This window comes from Infirmifilum tikiterense (assembly GCF_054696565.1).
This window is the reverse complement of the sequence record NZ_CP182482.1, coordinates 1664148-1679820: the sequence shown is the minus strand read 5'-3', so window position 1 is coordinate 1679820 and position 15673 is coordinate 1664148. Positions and strand designations below refer to the sequence as shown.

The following is a 15673-nucleotide window of genomic DNA, read 5'->3' as shown; positions in this document are numbered from 1 at the left end:
GCGCTACTTGGGTCGCGGGCTGATTATCCACCTAGTCTTATCCTTCTCGTCCATCAGAATTACTCCGAGCTCATTGAGCCTAGCTCTAATGTAGTCGCTCAGCTCCCAGTTTTTCTGCGAACGCAGCGCGCTCCTCACCTCCACGAGGAGGTTTATCAGCTCGTCAACAGGAACCAGCTCCTTCGGGAGCTCGGCGAGGACGTCATCCATAACGCCCAATACTTTGTTAAACTCGTCTAGGAGCTTGTAGGCGTAGAGCACCGTGGTGTAGGAGGGCTTAGCTGCGATCTGCGAGTAAATGATGGAAGCCAGCCTCATCGCTGAGGCAAACGCTGAGCTGGCGTTGAAGTCCTGGTCCATGCTCTCGTAAAAGCTCTTCCTGATATCAGAAAGCTCTGCTAGCACGCTGAGCTCGGCGTCGGATAGCCGGCCTGGGGGCTCAACCTCGCGTGTCAGTCTGTAGACGAGCTGAGCTGCCCCTCTGAGCCTCTGCAGGTTAGCTTGAGCCTGTTGGAGGGAGTCGTCGCTGAAGCTCAGCACGGTCCTGTAGTGCGCGCTGGCGAGCCACAGTCTGACGACCAGAGGGTCGTATTCTTTGAAGAGGTCCTTCAGTGGCACGATGTTCTTCAGGCTCTTGCTCATCTTCTCGCCGCCGACTTGAAGCATCCCTGTGTGCATCCAGTACTTGACCCACGGCCTCTCGCCGAACAGCGACTCGCTCTGGGCCCGCTCGTTCTCGTGGTGTGGGAAGATCAGATCAGACCCTCCTCCGTGGATATCGAACCTTTTGCCGAGGTAGCGGGACGACATGACACTGCACTCTATGTGCCAGCCCGGCCTCCCCGGCCCCCACGGCGAGTCCCAGTAAGGTTCCCCCGGTTTCCTGGCCTTCCAGAGGGCGAAGTCGTACGGGTTCTTCTTCTCAGTGGCGAACTCCTCCTGGCTCCACATCTTCTTGTCAAGCCTCCCACTCAGCCTGCCATAGTCATCGTAGGTGTCTACGTCAAAGTACACGCTACCGCTGGGAGCAACGTAAGCATGACCCTTGTCTATCAGCTTCTGTATAAACTCGATTATCTCGCCGATGTGTTCCGTAACGCGCGGATGCACGTCCACGAAGACGCGGAGCTTCTTCAGGGCTTCCAGGTAGTCCTTGCTGTACTCGTCGACGACTTCCCTCCAGTCCCTCCCCTCCTCCGCCGCCCTGTTGATGATCTTATCGTCAATATCGGTTATGTTCTGCACGTGAAAAACGTCGTACCCCTTGAGCCTCAGGTACCTCTTGATGACGTCGAACGCTACGTATGTCCTAGCATGGCCTACATGGGAGAAGTCGTAGACCGTTGGCCCGCAAACGTAGATAAGCACCCTTCCAGGGTTCACAGGCTCGAAAACCTCGAGGTTTCTACTCAGGGTGTTGTAGACTTGCAACACAATTGTCTTTCACCGGCGGATGAGAAAGGTCGCAAGAACATTATTATACTTTCCTCAAGCTTAGCACCGCAGGCAATAACCTCCAGGGATCCCGTGGAAAAATTCCTAAGCAAGGAGAAGACGTATTGCTACATGAGTAAAGGTGGGTAGATGAGCGAAGTTGAACTGATCACCTCATTTCAGCTGCGAGTTCCTCAACCTTCGATAATCATAAGGGATGAGTACTCGCCGATCCTGCTACCTGGAGACTCGTTTAACGTGAGCAGTGTCAGCTTCCAAGAGTTGGATAAAATTCACTCAGAGTTGAGGAGTAGACCGTCGTTGGGTCTCGTGGGTTTCGGTGGCTTTAACGCGGTTAACGCGGCTAAGGCGTTGTCTGTTAAGCGGCTGAAAAAGGGCGGAATAAAGCAGGCTCTTTTCGAGAGCTCAGCGCCTTCGCGCCCACTTACGCTCATCCCAGTGGCACCCGCCTTCTGCACCGACATCACGTCCCTTACAGTTGTCTACGACCCAGGCGTCCCTGTGTACTGCGTCTTGTTCATAGAGCCGGAGAAGGTGATCGTACCTATCGACTTGTACAAAACCCGTTTTGAGGAAACGAAGGACAGCCTGCGGGACCTCAGCCCTACCCTCGAGGGGTCGACTTTCGAGGAGTACTTGCGGTTCTGCCGCAGTCGCGCCCCCGCCGGCCTAAGCGTGGAGTTCATCCTGTCGTTAACGATAGCGGCGCTCGGCAACACCGGTATAAGCGAGGCGTTGAGGTGCGTGGCTTCCGCCTCACGAGGTGAGGCGTGTGCAGATGCAAAGGTCGCCGAAAAGGTCGCGCTGCTGGTGAGGAGGAAGATAGACCACCTTGTTGAGCACTCGTGGTCGTTTTACATGAGGTTTCTCGTGCAGTGGGGCGTGGAGTCGCGGAGAGAGCTTTACAGCCTGTACTCTACCCTGTTCTCCCGATGAGCTTCAAGAACTGGCGGGTGCGCTCTGTCGAGGGGTTCTCGAGGATCCTCCTTGCATCGCCCTCTTCCACGATCCTCCCATCCTCCATTATTATCACTCGGTCTGCTATATCCCGCGTGAAGTCCAGCTCGTGCGTCACCGCAAGCATGGCTATGCCGCGCCTAGCAACTTCGCGGAGCGTGTCGAGGACTTCAGCTTTGAGCTCGGGGTCCAGTGCGGAAGTCGGCTCATCGAGGAGCAGTAATATCGGGTCCATGGCCAGGGCCCTCGCGATGGCTACTCGCTGTTGCTGACCGCCGCTAAGCTGGAGAGGGTACTTCTCTTCAAGCCCCCTTAGGCCGAGCTGGGCTAGTACCTCGCGGGCTTTTCTCTCGGCCTCCGCGGCGCTGTACCCCTTCACGATCCTTAGGGGAAGAGTTATGTTTTCAATAACTTTCATGTGGGGGAACAGGTTGTAGCTCTGGAACACGAACCCGGTCTTCGCCCTAGCAGCCCTAATGTTGACTCGGCCAGAGGTGAGCTCTTCTCCGTCGAGGAATATCCTGCCGCGCTTCGGCTTCACTAAAAGGACCGCTGTCTTCAGGAGGGTGCTTTTCCCGCTCCCGCTGGGCCCCATTATTACGACCTTCTCCCCCCTGTGCACTTTCAGCGAGACGCCCTTCACCACCTCTGTGTCCTCGTATCCTGACCACACGTCATGCATCTCGAGGACGACTTCCCCCATCTTCAAGCACCCGTGTAACCCGGAATCCTGAGCCTCCTCTCGATGACCCTGGAGCCATGCGAGAAGGCGTAGCACACCGCAAAGTAGAGGAGCGCGACAATAATGTATGCCTCGAAGGCCCTGTACGTGTACGCAGCCACGTACTGGCCGCGGCGCATGAGCTCCACGATACCTATGACCGCGGCGAGCGAGCTCTCCTTTATCACGGTGACGAACTCGTTCACGAGAGACGGGATCGAGATCCTCAGCGCCTGTGGTAGGATGACGTACCTGAGGATCTGGGGGGTTGAGAAGCCCAGGGATTCCGCCGAGAGGATCTGGCTGTCTGGTATGCTCTTCACAGCGGATCTGAAGATCTCGGCCTGGTAGGCGCCGCTGTTAAGCCCCAGTGCCAGCACGCTGGCCGTGAAGGCGTCGAGCTTTATTCCTACTGATGGGAGGCCGAAGTACAGAACGAAGAGCTGCACGAGTAGCGGTGTACCCCTTATCGGCTCGATGTATGCTCTGGCTACCGGCCTAAGTGGGGACAGGGAGAGGCTAAGCATGAGAGCTCCGACAGCTAGCCCCATGGAGAACGCTAGGATCGAGATTTCCAGGGTTGTCGCCAGACCAGTCGCTATAAACGGTGCGTACTCTACCAGGAATTCTGCGAAGTTCAAGGTCTGAACCCCTCACCACAAAAAAGGTGATTTTATAAAGTTTGCTCGGAAGACAGAGGTGTTTTTAGCTTCCTCCAAGCCACTTCAGGGTTTCGTTTAAGAATATTTGGTCCATCTCACCGGAGTTTATGAGGTCCTCTATGACCTTGTCCACCAGTATCTTCAGGTCGACCGCCCCCTTCGGCATGGCAACCGCTGCCCCCGCTGTGGGTTTACCGATGGTGAACGCGATCTTTAGGTCGGGGTTCTTCGTCACGAGGGCTGCTGCGATCTTCTCCCCGATGATTATAGCGTCTACGTCGCCGCGCTGCAGAACCATGACCATGTCGGGGTAGACTTTATCGTAGGTTTTGATCTCTGCCTTCCCATTAAGGTTCTGGTTGGCGTAGTCCTCCTGTATCGTGCCTAGCTGGACACCAACTTTCTTGCCGTAGAGATCCTCTAGCTTAGAGATCTGGGAGGTTTTGAGGGTTACGACTACTCCCTTGCTTGCAAAGTAGTAGGGGAAGGAGAAGTCCACGACTTTCTCGCGCTCGGAGGTAGGTGTCATGTCGGCCAGTACGATGTCGACGTCTCCGTTTTTCACGGCCTCTATGAGCGCGGAGAACTGCATGTCCTTCACCTCGAGGGGGACGCCTATAGCCTGAGCGATCCTCCTGGCGATTTCAATGTCTATTCCCGCGAAGTTGCCGTTTTTGTCCACATACTCGAAGGGCGGCCAGTCAGCCGATGTGCCCAGGATTAGTTTTCCCCGGGCCTTGATATTGTCGATGTAGCTCGTCTGCTGGGGTGTAGCCGTCTTGTTGATGTAGCTCGTCTGCTGGGGTGTAGCCGTCTTGTTGATGTAGCTCGTCTGCTGGGGTGTAGCCGAGTGCCATAGGGGGTATCCTATCCCCACTCCGATTAAAATTCCGATGATCAGTGCAGCAATTATTGCTATAACGTTTATTCCTTTTGCCTGGCTCTGCATCAAACCTTTAACATTCCTCCCTTTATAAGCATTTCTTTTCATTAAACAATCTTCGATCAGTTAAAATAATTGATATTTTAACATTTCTTAGAAAAACTTAAAAAGCTTACCCTATGCTACTCTCGAATGCCTAGAGACAACGTGGTGAAGTACGTTAAGCTCGCTCTAATGAGCAGGCCCTACATACTGGAGTCCATGCGACTGGGCATTGTAAACTACTCGGCGCTTGCCCGGCTACTACACGGTGAAGTTGAAAAGCTGGCCGGCAGAAAGCTCACGCAGACAGTGATCAAGATGGCCGTTCTCAGGGCAGCGAGAGAGCTGATGGAAGAAGGAGCAAGTGCGCGGAAGCTTGCCGTAGCGCTCGTTGGAAGCGAAATAAAGTTGGTTGACAAGCTGAGCGTGCTCTCGCTGGACCCTTCTAATGCCCAGACAGTGCTTGAGGTCTTGAAGAGGGCGGCTACCGCAAACAAGTACGTGCAGTTTGTGCAGGGCTCGAGCGCTGTGACGCTGATAGGTGACGAGAAACTTATCGAGGAGATCTACCGCGCCCTAGTTAAGGGCGGCGTCAAGCAGTACCTGAGAAACCAGTCTGCAATAATACTGACGGGCCCGCCTGAGATTCTCGCTACTCCTGGCGTCGTCTCAATAGCGTCCATGGCTCTCTCTGTGCGTGGAATTAACCTCACAGAGGTTGTGTCGAGCTACCGGGACGTGGTTTTCGTCCTGAGCTCCGAGGAAGCCCCCAGAGCGTACAGCATCATCAGGGACCTTGTCCTGAGCTTGAAGTCCCTTCTCTAACGGCCTCGGGCGTGGCTTTCAGCGCCTCCACTACCCTCTCTGCGAGGTCCATCAGGCTTCTAGCGGTCTCGCTCTCCGGGTACGCTAGAACGAACGGGACGCCGTTGTCCACGGACTCGTTGATCCTGGGGTCGATGGGGATGTCGGCGAGCACCCTGACCCCTGTTTCCTCCGTCAAGCGGGACGTCCCAGCCTGGCCGAAGATGTAGTGCTTAGTGCCGCAGACGGGGCACGTGAAGTGGCTCATGTTGTTGACGACGCCTAGGAGTGGGACGTTGAGCTGCTTGCAGAAGGTTATAGCCTTCTTCACGACGATTCTGGTCAGGTCGCTGGGGGTCGTGACGACGATGGCCCCGTTCAGGTCCTTGATGAGCTGCGCTATCGTGAGGGGCTCGTCCCCCGTGCCTGGAGGCAGGTCGACGAGGAGGAAGTCCAGCGGGCCCCAGGCGACCATCGATAGGAGCTCACGGATGAAGCCCGTTTTGAGTGGGCCGCGCCATATTAGAGCTGTGTCCTCGTCCGGTAGCATGAGGTCCGCTGAAACGACGCGAACCCCGCCCACTCCCGCTATGGGCAGTAGCCCAGCGGGCCCGGCGTAGATCGCCTGCCCGTGTATCCCGAACATCTTGGGTATGGACGGCCCGTGGATGTCGGCGTCGAGAACACCCACCTCGAAGCCCTTCTTCGCCAAAGCCGCCGCCAGGTTAGCGGTTATGAAGCTCTTCCCTACACCTCCCTTCCCGCTCAAAACAACGAGCTTGTACTTTATCTGGCTTAGCCTTTTCCTGGCCTCCTCCTCCTGCTCTCGGATCTTCTTGAGAGACTCTATTTTCATTTGGCGCTCCTTCTCAACCGCGCCTGTCACATTCACCCTTTCACTGCTCCAAGGCCCCCTTTTAAGGGTTTTCATGGGCTCAGCGCCTTCGGCCCGCCCTGCCGATTCACGCCCGCTAAGGGCTGTACGGCGGGGCTCTGCCTCGGCGCCTCTTCGCCTCATCGCGCCGCGCGAGGCACCCTCCACTCCCCTAGAGGGGATGGGAGGGAACTGGGGCCGGGGCCTGCTGGCCTTTCTCTAGTTCCGTGAGTCGGGACATGTAGTAGCTCTTAGCCAGCACTCGTGGGTGGCTCTGGAGCCAGCTCTGCAACGCCTCGACATGCTTTTCCGCTTTGCAGGCCTTTAAAAAGAGCTTCGCAGTGTTGAAGACCGCGGCCCAGTCCCTGCCGTAGACCAGGCCGCACTTCGGGCACTTGTAGTACCTTCTCTGGATCTCCACCCCCTCTTTCCCGCAGAGGGGGCACCGCCTGCCCGAGACGTTGTTCTCCAGCTGGAACCACCTAGCCTCCTCGTACCAGGCCATGTTCTCAAGCCGCTTTGATATTCTTAGTAGCGTCCTCTGCAGTTGCGAGCCTCTGAGGGACTCGGCCTGGGGCACGTCCGCGACGATGATGACTGTGTAGCCCTGGTCCCTAAGTTTTCTGATCAGGCTTCTCAGCTCCTTGAGCACGCCTCTGACCCAGTCCTCGTTGAGCTTCTTCACCTTCCTTGACGCCTGCCCCGCTATTCTATCCGCTCTCTCGGGGGTCAGGTTTAACTCCGCTCTCAGCCTCTCAGCGAGCCTCAGCGCGTCCTCGACAGCGGAGCCCCTACCCTCTCTCCGCAGCTTTTCGACGCCCTTCCTCTCCTCGAACCTCTGGACAGCTTCATCCCAGCTCTTAACCTTGGAGTAGCTACGCATAATGGCCACGAGGAGCCTCAGCATGGTGGCGTTGGGAGGCTTAAACACTCGCTGCGCTACAAGCCTGACTTCGCTGTCGAAGGCGAAGGCAGCGAGGTAGAGGCCGTAGGAGCTGTTCACGTCCACCGCTACGATAGCCAATTTGCCGCCGCCCCACCATACCTGCTTCACCACGCGGTGAGCCACTAGGCGGAGCCTCCCCTTTGCGGTGAGTTGCAGCGTCAGCTTAACGTCGCCGAACCGCTGGATATCCCCGAGCACAGCCCTGACCAGCGAGGGCTTCAGCCTCACCGCGACTCCAGCGCTACTAATGCGGAACTCGCCCCTGTAGGCGTCGAGGACTGCGGCAGCGTTAGCGTTGCCGTAAAGCCTCTCGCCACCACTGACCACCCTGACCAGTAGCGGTACTGGAGGCGGAGTGAACCTGCTCCGCCTCTTCGACTTCCCCCTAGCCTCCGCGAGCATCTTGCACCACTCTGCGGCGTAGCAGAAGAGGCCCTTAGGCAGCCCAGCCGTCTTCGAGGCCTCCTCGATCAACTCTTCGCCGAATCTCTCCGGGTCTTTTCTGAACGTGTCGACGTGCTTCTCTTCGAGGGCCCTGCAGGCCTGCCTGATTGCGCTGGACAGCCTCACGTACAGTTGCTGCAGCCTCAGCCTCTTTTCCCTGTTGGTCTTGACCTCCCAGACCCTGTAGGCGTCGACGCGCCCCTTGCCGTTTCCCCTGCCCTCCCAGCTCACGCTCCCACCTCCAGGGAACTGTTGCGGCCCCGAGCCCTTTCTGCGCTTCAGCCCCACATTACACTGAGCTACGCGGCCTTATATCCCTGCGCCGAAAATAAACGCCGAAACTGAAAACACAGCAAACAGGGGGCAACCGCCGGCTCAGAGCGGCTAAGCTGGGTGATTACCTGAGGCTGATCGACTAGGCTCCCTGAGGAGGACCCCGCACTCCCGCCGAGGTTACGGTCTCGCTGACCGAGAAGGCGCTGTGGGTGCTCTCGCTTGAGGGCTAGGAGGGAGGAGAGCAGGCTGGCCTGGGCCCTGGCGAGATGCGCCGTATTCGACTACTGCGATAAGGCAGTCGAGGAGCGCGGGGACCTGCTCTACGCGTTGGGCGAACTACATTCCTCGTTTCCGGATAAGCCTGCGGAGTGGCTCTACCGCGCCGCGTACAGGCTTCTGGCCGGGAGGGTGGAGAGAGTGGGGAGCGAGCAGTGGCTCGTGAGGGGCCTCGCTGAGCTAAACGGTATGCACCCCCTGGTACAACGTGTGGGGGGCTAGAGAAAGTACCGCTGTGACTGCTTCTCCCGAGATGGCTACGTGAGGAAGACGAGGATCTGCACGCACATCGCCACCATCATGCTGTACCGAAGGCAACTGAAGCTTCGCGTCGAATAAACTTACACGTGTCCGTGCGCACACCACTTCCTAAACGCTGCAGCCGAGCAGGGCTTAGAGAGTGGTTGCTCTACGCTTAATTATTAGTAAAACGCCATGATGAGCGCGGTTAGAGTCAGAGCGAGCCACACGGCGGCGTTCCAGCTTAGGACCTTCCTGCCGTCGAGCGGGCCGATGGGGAGCAAATTGAAAAACGCTATCCAGCCGCTGAAGTTCACAACCGTCCTTGCAAATGGACCACCGGCGAGGAGGCCGACGAGGCCTAGGAGTATGTTGGTTGCAGGCCCTGCGGCCGAGATCACTCCGTTTGTTTTCCTGTCAATGCCTGGGCCTGCGTAGATGTAGACCGTCCCCGGGGCTATGAACTTTATGGGAATTACGGGGATCGCGGACAGGAGCGTGAGGAGTAGGAACTCCCACACGATGGAGTACCTTGCGGGGTAGCCGTAGTACTGCGCGACAAACTTGTGGGCGAGCTCGTGCGGGACGTAGATCAGGAACGCCAGTGTTAGCAGCCTCAAAATCTGCAAGGTGCTTAATGAGTAGAGGTACTGGCCTGCTAGAACCGCGAACACCGCTATGGTTGCGAGCGTCAGCTCCTGAACCTCGCGCGGGTAGAACACCTCTCGTAGCACAGAAACAGCATGCAGTGCACATGAATATATGTTTCTCCATTAATGGCGAGCCCGCTTCCGCTCGCCTCTTCTCGCTTTCCGCGCTTCTTGAAGCACATCAACTGGGGTCTCGGTCTAGGCGCTTTGCGGAGACTTCCCGGTTATCCAAAAGATGGTGCTGGGAGAAAGCAGTTGGGCACGGCCGGGATAGCTTTATAACGCTACAACATAACTTTGCACTCTCGTGAAGATAACCAGGAGGCAGTTTATAGTCGGCGCAGCTGCGGCAGCGGCTCTCGCGGGCCTCGGCTACTACTTTGCGCTCGCCCCCCGTAGTAGGACGTTGAGGGTCTACAACTACAGCTCCTACATAAACCCTGACCTTATACGCGAGTTCGAGGCCAGGTACGGTGTAAGCGTTGTTTGCGACGAGTACGAGTCCGCGGAGGAGGCCTACGCCAAGATTCAGCCTGGAGGCGGGGGGTACGACGTCGTCGTGCTGACTGACCAGTTCGTGCCTCATGCCGCCAGGAAGGGCCTGATAGCCCCGCTGGACAAGTCAAGGATCCCGAACCTCGCCAACATAGACCCGTTCTTCCTCAACAACAAGTTCGACCCAGGTTTGAGCTACGCGGTGCCCTACGCGTGGGGAACCACGGGGATCGGCTACAACGGCAAATTCGTGGAAGAGGGGGAGATCGAGGGCTACGAACAACTGTTCGACACCAAAGGCTTCCTGCCTAGGCACAAGGGCAAGGTGTCCATGCTAGAGGAGTTCCTAGAGGTGGTGAACGCGGCGAAGCTTTACCTGGGTATTCCGCTCGACGACTGGTCGGAGGACTCCGTTAACAGGATCATCGAGCTCCTCAGGAGCCAGAGAGACTTCCTGGCCGGGTACTACGGCGCCAGCGTCTACATCCCCCAGCTGGCTAAAGGGGACCTGCACGCGGCCCAAGCGTGGAGCGGCGATGTGATCCAGGCTCAGAGCGAGGAGAGCTCGGTTGGCTACGTTCTCCCGAAGGAGGGCACGTTCATCTGGATAGACTTCATGGTCATCCCTCGCAACGCGCGGGAGGTGGACCTGGCGTACGCGTGGATCAACTTCCTGCTGGAGAAGGAGGTGGCCGCTAAAAACGTCAGCTACACCTACTACCCGAGCCCCGTTAGGAAGGACTTCTTGAAGGGGCTTGTCCCCGAAGAAGTCCTCAGCAACCCTGCTGTCTACCCACCTTCAGGCGCCAAACTGGTCTTCACAAGCCCCGTCGACGAGAATGCCCTGGCCGTAGTCGAGAGGATAAGCACCGCAGTCAAGAGAGTTTAAATTTTAGTCTTTTCTCTTTGCGAAAACCTGCTTCGTGTAAACGTAGCTCGTGACCAGTGAAATAGCTATGAGTATGGTCGCAAGCGCGTTGAGCTCGGACGTGGCCCTTCCGCGTGCGGCGCGTGCCCATATCACCAGCGGGAGGGTCTTGAAGCCCGGCCCCGTCGTGAAGGCGGTCTTCACGAAGTCGTCGAACGACATGGAGAAGGTTATGAGGATTGAGGAGATTATACCCGGTAGAGCCATCGGGAAGTAAACCCTCACGAATACGTCGAAGGGCTTTGCTCCCAGCGTGTAAGCGGCGTCCTCCACGCTACTCGAAGTCATCCTGAACTGAGGCTTGAGCGCCACGTAGGAGTAGGAGATGTTGTACGCTGTGTGGCCTATCAGCACGGTCCAGAAGCCGAGCTCCGCTCCCACGTAGTAGTAGAGCATTAGCAGGCTCACTGACTCGACGATCTCGGGTATCACTATAGGGGTGTAGAAGAAGTTGTCCACGATGGATGAGCTCCCGCGGCGCGCGAAGTAGTAGGCGGCGATACCCCCAAGGGCTGTGGAGAGGAGCGACGAGAGCAACGCAACCGCCAGGCCGTTCACCGCCGCGTTGACTACCTCCGTGTCCCTTGCGAGCTCAAGGTACCACTGCAGGGTAAAACCCCTAAACTCTCCAGGGTACTTCGCAGCGTTGAAGGACTGCGCGACCACGAAGAGTATCGGCGTGTAAACGGCTACAAGGAGGAGGGCCGTGTAGACCTTAAGCGCCGCCTTAAGCACCGCCACCACCGTACTTCACGTAGACATAGACCGCGGCTAGGCTTGTTAAAGTAACGAGGAAAGCCAGCGCCGATCCCACGGCCCAGTTCCTGTACTTCAGGAAGAGGTCCCATATGAGGTAACCTACCGTGTAGCCGTAAACACCCCCGAGCATAGCTGGAACAACGAACTCTGTCAGGGACATCAGGAACACGAGGATAACGCCCGCCGCTATCCCCGGAGCCGCAAGAGGCAGGGTAATCCTGATGGTGGTCTGCCAAGGCCTTGCGCCGAGTGTTTCAGCGGCCTCCAGCAGCCTCTTCTCGATCCGCTCGAAGGTGGAGTATATCGGTAGCAGCATGTAGGGTAGGTACTCGTAGACCATGCCTATTACCATCCCTGTAAGCGTGTTGGCGAGACCTATGAGGGAGAATATGTTCATCAGAGCGTAGGCCCTTAACAGGAAGTTTACGAGCATAGGCACCGTAAACGCGACCAGAAGCCTGTTTTTAGCCTCGTCCCCTTCAACCATGAAGGCTATATAGTACGCGGCGGGAGCGGCCACGAGGAGGGTGGCCAGGGTTGTGGCCAGCGCGACCCCTGCCGAGTAGAGCATGATCGAGACATAGTCCGTGTTCGCCAGAACACTCGCGTAGAGGGCCGGGCCCCCGCTTCTCAAGCTCTCGGCGAACATCAGTATCAGCGGGAGGTAGAACGTTACGAGGACGTAGAGGAGCGGTAGCGATGAGAGGAGGGAGAGAGCGCCCTTCTTCATTCCAGAGGCTACCCTGTGAACACCTTCAGCGAGGAGTAGCTAACGTACACCTTCACCTTGTCGCCTGCCGTGACGCCGAGCGCCTCCCTCGTGGTGGCTAAAGCCTCGATCTTCAAATCGCCCCAGCCGTCAAGCAGGACTTTCACGAGGGGGCCCAGGAAGAGTTTCTCGACGACGACCGCCTCCAGCTCCACGCCGGGCTCTTCGCCCTTGGAGAGCCTCACGTCTTCAGGCCTGAAGAGCAGTAGCACTGGCCCAGAGTAGCCGCGGAGTCCCGGGGACACAAGCGAGAGGTCGAAGCTCACCCCCTTGAACTCGACTATCCCCTCACGAGCCTCAGCAGTGATCGCGTTCGCCTCCCCGAGGAAAGAGGCGACGAATTCGTTTGCCGGGCTCGTGTAGACCTCGAAGGGTGTGCCGACCTGCTGCACAGTGCCGTCGCGCATCAAGGCTAGGCGGTCGGAGAGCATCATCGCCTCGTTCTGGTCGTGAGTGACATAGATCATCGTGACCCCGGTCTCGCGCTGGAGCCTCTTAAGCTCGCGTATCAGCTCCACCCTTATCTTGTAGTCCAGGTGGCTGAACGGCTCGTCGAGTAGCAGGACTCTGGGCTCCCTCGCGAGCGCCCTCGTCAGCGCCACTCTCTGCTGCTGACCGCCGCTGAGCTGGCTTATCTTCCTCCCGGCGAACACGTCGGGCGGGAGGCGCACCAGCTCCAAAACCTCCCTCACGCGCCTCTCGATCCTGTCCTGCGGCCACCCGGCGACCTCTAGGCCGAAGGAAACGTTCTTGAAGACTGTCAGGTGTGGGAAGAGCGCGAGGTCCTGGAACACCATACCTATTGGCCTCTCATATGCAGGCTTGCCTGTGACGTCCTCGCCGTCGAAGTACACCCTACCGCTGTCGGGGCTGAGAAGGCCGGCGATGATCCTTAAGAGGGTCGTCTTACCGCAGCCGCTTGGCCCGAGAATGCTGAAGAGCTCGCCCGCGTTCACCTCGAGCGTCACTCCCCGTAGCGCTGTGGTGGTGCCCCTGTCCCTGTACACTTTGCTTACGTTATCAACCCTAACGCTAACTCCCTTAGCCATCTCTCTGCAGGGGACATAAGCGCTGCGCTTAAAAACGTATCGTTGAAGATTGCTCTCACAACTGGATTCTGTAGGGCCTTAGCCTCTCGATCTCGCCCAAAACCTTCGACACGAACGCCTCGACGTAGGCCCAGCTCACGCCCCGCTGGCGCAAAACATCCTTAACGTAGTTCTCGGTGTCCCTGTAGCTCTTGAACTTCTCGTTCAGCTCTCTCCACGGGATACCCTTCAGCGCCTCCGCCAGCTTAGCATCGAAGGGTAGAACCCCCTTGAGCATGAGGAAGGCTATCGAGGGGTATCCCAGGTAGCCCCGGTAAACGGAGCCGTTGTCGTTCGAGGCGATGCCCAGCTTCCCGTCCCACACGACCCTGTACACCCTCTGACCGTCGGAGCCGACAACCCGGGCCTCTCGCTCGCCGGTGAACTCGATCCTACCGTCGCCTATGCACCCGAGGGCCTCTAAAACTTTGACGCGGGGCGGCAGTTTCCAGACTTCCACACTTATTACGTTCCAGAACCTATATTTTAACGTTAACAAGTTCCCCGCGCCCAGCAGATCCCCCTCTGTTCTCGGTAGGGCCGAGGAGGGGGTTTAGAGAGCTTCAGCGACGCGAAGCCCATAAGGCCTGGAGGAGTGCCTGGAGCGAGCGAGAGGCGTGAGCGCACTGGGCGTAACCGAGTGTTGGGCTAAGAGGGCCTGCCGACGGGCATCAGGTAGAGCGGGTTCTCAACCCCCGTGACTCTAGCTACCTCCTCGTCGTCGAACGCCCCTATAGCGACCGTGCCGAGGCCGTCGTGGGTGGCGTTTAGGTAGATGTTCTGCCCCACAAGCCCGCACTCCACCTCCGCCTCAACCCCTTCGCCGGCCAGGATCACAACCGCAGGTGCTTTCAGCACGCTGGGCTGCCGCAGGGAGTGCCTCCACAGCTCCTCGGAGAAGTCACCCAGCTTGACCGGCTCTAGCTCCGATGTGCTGGGCTTGAAGAAGTAGACCCCCCGCTCCAGGCCCTTCACGCTCCTGGCGAAGACGTAGGTTTCCACGAGGTAGTCCGAGAAGAGCTTGGGGTACGGCCTGCCGCCCTCGATGATATTCCCCGCTGACCACTTGAGCAGGGTGAGCAGCTGCTCCTCCGAGATCCCCTCCTTCCTGTAGGTGCGGACGCTGCTCCTCGAGGCTATGACCTTGTCCAGCGGTTCGCCGCGCTCCAGGAGGAAGCCCCTGCAGTAGCTGGTAGCCCTCTGCACCTCCACCTCCGCGACCCGGGTCTCCCCCACGAGCTCCTCTAGCTTCAGGCCCTGGAGGCGGGTCGCGAAGGAGAAGCCGTGGCTGACTAGTGAGAGGTAGAGGTTCTGGAGGGCGTGGCCGACCTCCTGCCTCACGTACCTGTAGCCCCGCAGCCCGTAGAAGCTGGTCGTCCTCTCGCTCACGCTACTTAAGGCGAAGCCCTCGAAGGCCGCGCCGACACCCCCCACGGGTTCGAGGGCTGAGCTGCAGGGCCTGTACCTGTAGACGCCCTGGTCCAGGGGGAGGAGCACGTTCCTCGAGTAAACGTACAGCTCCAGCGGGTAGGTTGCACCGGCCGAGGGGACGGTCCTGAACCTGCCGTCCCTGCAGCCCTGGACGTGGAACAGAATGCGGGCCACGCCCCGCACGTCGCATGGTGAGCACTCCAGTGGCGCGCCGTTCGCCAGGCACCAGAGGGCCTCGCGCAGCGAGGGGGCGTCGCGGTGCTGAACCTTGGGGAGGGTGTACATACTGCTAAAAGGATATGTCGAATGGATAATATTCTTTTCGTGCGCAGGCAAACTATATCAGAGGCCTGCCCCCGCAGGCACGAGGTATGAGGCTGTACATCGCGACATCGAACAGGCACAAGGTGGAGGAGATCGAGCTCGCGCTGGCCCCCTACGGGATAAGAGTGGTGCAGGTCCCTCTGCCGAAGCTCGAGATACAGTCGAGCAGTCTGGAGGAGATCGCCCTCACGGCGGCCCGTAGTTTAAGGGAGATGGACGCCCCCGTGGCGGTCGAGGACGCCGGCCTCTTCATCCGCGCGCTACGGGGTTTCCCGGGCCCCTACAGCCACTACGTCTACGAGACGATAGGCATACGCGGTGTGCTCAGGCTCCTGGAGGGGGTGAGCGACCGCAGGGCCTCCTTCGTCTCGGTGATCGCCGTTAAGATGCCTGACGGGAAGACGCTGGCGTTCAGGGGCGAGGTTGAAGGCACGATAACCAGCGAGCCCCGCGGCGAGAGAGGCTTCGGCTTCGACCCGATCTTCCAGCCCCTCGGCTCCAGCAGGACCTTCGCGGAGATGACCGTCGAGGAAAAGAACGCTTACTCGCACAGGGCGCGGGCCGCTAAAGCCCTGGCCGACTTCTTGCTGAAAAGTTTACATGATTGAAAGAGTGCTTCATGAAAGGTATGTTACCTAGCTTGAGGAGA

17 protein-coding genes are annotated in these 15673 nt (G+C 58.4%); 5 read left to right on the top strand and 12 right to left on the bottom strand.

Annotated elements, in window-relative coordinates:
• Positions 1–3: 3 nt before the first annotated feature.
• Positions 4–1434: a cysteine--tRNA ligase gene (gene cysS / locus ACNO7C_RS09205; protein WP_460024804.1), complete on the bottom strand. Its 1431-nt coding sequence runs from the start codon at positions 1432–1434 to the stop codon at positions 4–6.
• A gap of 150 nt (positions 1435–1584) precedes the next feature.
• Between cysS and ACNO7C_RS09200 the strand changes: the two genes are divergently transcribed.
• Positions 1585–2391, top strand: coding sequence for a hypothetical protein (locus tag ACNO7C_RS09200; RefSeq protein ID WP_460024803.1), 807 nt, complete (start codon positions 1585–1587; stop codon positions 2389–2391).
• Here the strand turns inward: ACNO7C_RS09200 and ACNO7C_RS09195 are convergent.
• From ACNO7C_RS09195 to ACNO7C_RS09185, 3 genes are all read right to left on the bottom strand, one after another.
• Positions 2372–3115: an amino acid ABC transporter ATP-binding protein gene (locus tag ACNO7C_RS09195; RefSeq protein ID WP_460024802.1), complete on the bottom strand. Its 744-nt coding sequence runs from the start codon at positions 3113–3115 to the stop codon at positions 2372–2374. The two genes, ACNO7C_RS09200 and ACNO7C_RS09195, sit on opposite strands and share 20 nt — an antisense overlap.
• A gap of 2 nt (positions 3116–3117) precedes the next feature.
• Positions 3118–3774: an amino acid ABC transporter permease gene (locus tag ACNO7C_RS09190; protein ID WP_460024801.1), complete on the bottom strand. Its 657-nt coding sequence runs from the start codon at positions 3772–3774 to the stop codon at positions 3118–3120.
• A 64-nt stretch (positions 3775–3838) separates the two neighbouring features.
• Positions 3839–4744 (bottom strand): ABC transporter substrate-binding protein, encoded by a 906-nt coding sequence (locus ACNO7C_RS09185; RefSeq protein ID WP_460024800.1) that lies wholly within the window; start codon positions 4742–4744, stop codon positions 3839–3841.
• A 126-nt stretch (positions 4745–4870) separates the two neighbouring features.
• Between ACNO7C_RS09185 and ACNO7C_RS09180 the strand changes: the two genes are divergently transcribed.
• A complete protein-coding gene (locus ACNO7C_RS09180; protein ID WP_460024799.1) occupies positions 4871–5545 on the top strand; it encodes a hypothetical protein in 675 nt (224 codons plus the stop codon).
• On the opposite strand, the gene ACNO7C_RS09175 is transcribed toward ACNO7C_RS09180, so the two are convergent.
• On the bottom strand, positions 5508–6455 hold the full coding sequence (locus ACNO7C_RS09175; protein WP_460024798.1) for a P-loop NTPase: 948 nt from the start codon (positions 6453–6455) through the stop codon (positions 5508–5510). The two genes, ACNO7C_RS09180 and ACNO7C_RS09175, sit on opposite strands and share 38 nt — an antisense overlap.
• Positions 6456–6570: 115 nt before the next feature.
• A complete protein-coding gene (locus ACNO7C_RS09170; protein WP_460024797.1) occupies positions 6571–8019 on the bottom strand; it encodes a zinc ribbon domain-containing protein in 1449 nt (482 codons plus the stop codon).
• 264 nt (positions 8020–8283) lie between these two features.
• Between ACNO7C_RS09170 and ACNO7C_RS09165 the strand changes: the two genes are divergently transcribed.
• Positions 8284–8562 carry a hypothetical protein gene (locus tag ACNO7C_RS09165; protein WP_460024796.1) on the top strand — a complete coding sequence of 93 codons (279 nt, stop codon included), beginning with the start codon at positions 8284–8286 and terminating at the stop codon, positions 8560–8562.
• Between the two features lie 200 nt (positions 8563–8762).
• On the opposite strand, the gene ACNO7C_RS09160 is transcribed toward ACNO7C_RS09165, so the two are convergent.
• Positions 8763–9314: a zinc metalloprotease gene (locus tag ACNO7C_RS09160; protein ID WP_460024795.1), complete on the bottom strand. Its 552-nt coding sequence runs from the start codon at positions 9312–9314 to the stop codon at positions 8763–8765.
• Positions 9315–9537: 223 nt separating this feature from the next.
• Here ACNO7C_RS09160 and ACNO7C_RS09155 point away from each other — a divergent pair, with 223 nt between their 5' ends.
• The gene (locus ACNO7C_RS09155) at positions 9538–10614 is read left to right on the top strand and encodes a polyamine ABC transporter substrate-binding protein (RefSeq protein ID WP_460024794.1); all 1077 of its coding nucleotides are present in this window, start codon (positions 9538–9540) and stop codon (positions 10612–10614) included.
• 3 nt (positions 10615–10617) lie between these two features.
• On the opposite strand, the gene ACNO7C_RS09150 is transcribed toward ACNO7C_RS09155, so the two are convergent.
• From ACNO7C_RS09150 to ACNO7C_RS09130, 5 genes are all read right to left on the bottom strand, one after another.
• On the bottom strand, positions 10618–11397 hold the full coding sequence (locus ACNO7C_RS09150) for an ABC transporter permease (RefSeq protein ID WP_460024793.1): 780 nt from the start codon (positions 11395–11397) through the stop codon (positions 10618–10620).
• Positions 11381–12142 (bottom strand): ABC transporter permease, encoded by a 762-nt coding sequence (locus ACNO7C_RS09145; protein ID WP_318536703.1) that lies wholly within the window; start codon positions 12140–12142, stop codon positions 11381–11383. Before ACNO7C_RS09145 ends, ACNO7C_RS09150 begins: the two co-directional genes overlap by 17 nt.
• Positions 12143–12150: 8 nt before the next feature.
• Positions 12151–13230, bottom strand: a complete 1080-nt coding sequence (locus ACNO7C_RS09140) for an ABC transporter ATP-binding protein (RefSeq protein ID WP_460024792.1) — start codon at positions 13228–13230, stop codon at positions 12151–12153.
• Between the two features lie 55 nt (positions 13231–13285).
• Positions 13286–13729: a hypothetical protein gene (locus tag ACNO7C_RS09135; RefSeq protein ID WP_460024791.1), complete on the bottom strand. Its 444-nt coding sequence runs from the start codon at positions 13727–13729 to the stop codon at positions 13286–13288.
• Between the two features lie 188 nt (positions 13730–13917).
• Positions 13918–14985, bottom strand: coding sequence for a SagB/ThcOx family dehydrogenase (locus ACNO7C_RS09130; protein ID WP_460024790.1), 1068 nt, complete (start codon positions 14983–14985; stop codon positions 13918–13920).
• Between the two features lie 86 nt (positions 14986–15071).
• Between ACNO7C_RS09130 and ACNO7C_RS09125 the strand changes: the two genes are divergently transcribed.
• Positions 15072–15632, top strand: a complete 561-nt coding sequence (locus tag ACNO7C_RS09125; protein WP_460024789.1) for an XTP/dITP diphosphatase — start codon at positions 15072–15074, stop codon at positions 15630–15632.
• Positions 15633–15673: the final 41 nt, after the last annotated feature.

Bases quoted from the DNA above. Each gene is read 5' to 3' on its own strand.
- ACNO7C_RS09130 (WP_460024790.1), bottom strand. From the start codon at position 14,985: ATGTACACCCTCCCCAAGGTTCAGCACCGCGACGCCCCCTCGCTGCGC.
- ACNO7C_RS09200 (WP_460024803.1), top strand. From the start codon at position 1,585: ATGAGCGAAGTTGAACTGATCACCTCATTTCAGCTGCGAGTTCCTCAA.
- ACNO7C_RS09185 (WP_460024800.1), bottom strand. From the start codon at position 4,744: ATGCAGAGCCAGGCAAAAGGAATAAACGTTATAGCAATAATTGCTGCA.
- ACNO7C_RS09195 (WP_460024802.1), bottom strand. From the start codon at position 3,115: ATGGGGGAAGTCGTCCTCGAGATGCATGACGTGTGGTCAGGATACGAG.
- ACNO7C_RS09175 (WP_460024798.1), bottom strand. From the start codon at position 6,455: ATGAAAACCCTTAAAAGGGGGCCTTGGAGCAGTGAAAGGGTGAATGTG.
- ACNO7C_RS09125 (WP_460024789.1), top strand. From the start codon at position 15,072: ATGAGGCTGTACATCGCGACATCGAACAGGCACAAGGTGGAGGAGATC.
- ACNO7C_RS09180 (WP_460024799.1), top strand. From the start codon at position 4,871: ATGCCTAGAGACAACGTGGTGAAGTACGTTAAGCTCGCTCTAATGAGC.
- ACNO7C_RS09145 (WP_318536703.1), bottom strand. From the start codon at position 12,142: ATGAAGAAGGGCGCTCTCTCCCTCCTCTCATCGCTACCGCTCCTCTAC.
- ACNO7C_RS09140 (WP_460024792.1), bottom strand. From the start codon at position 13,230: ATGGCTAAGGGAGTTAGCGTTAGGGTTGATAACGTAAGCAAAGTGTAC.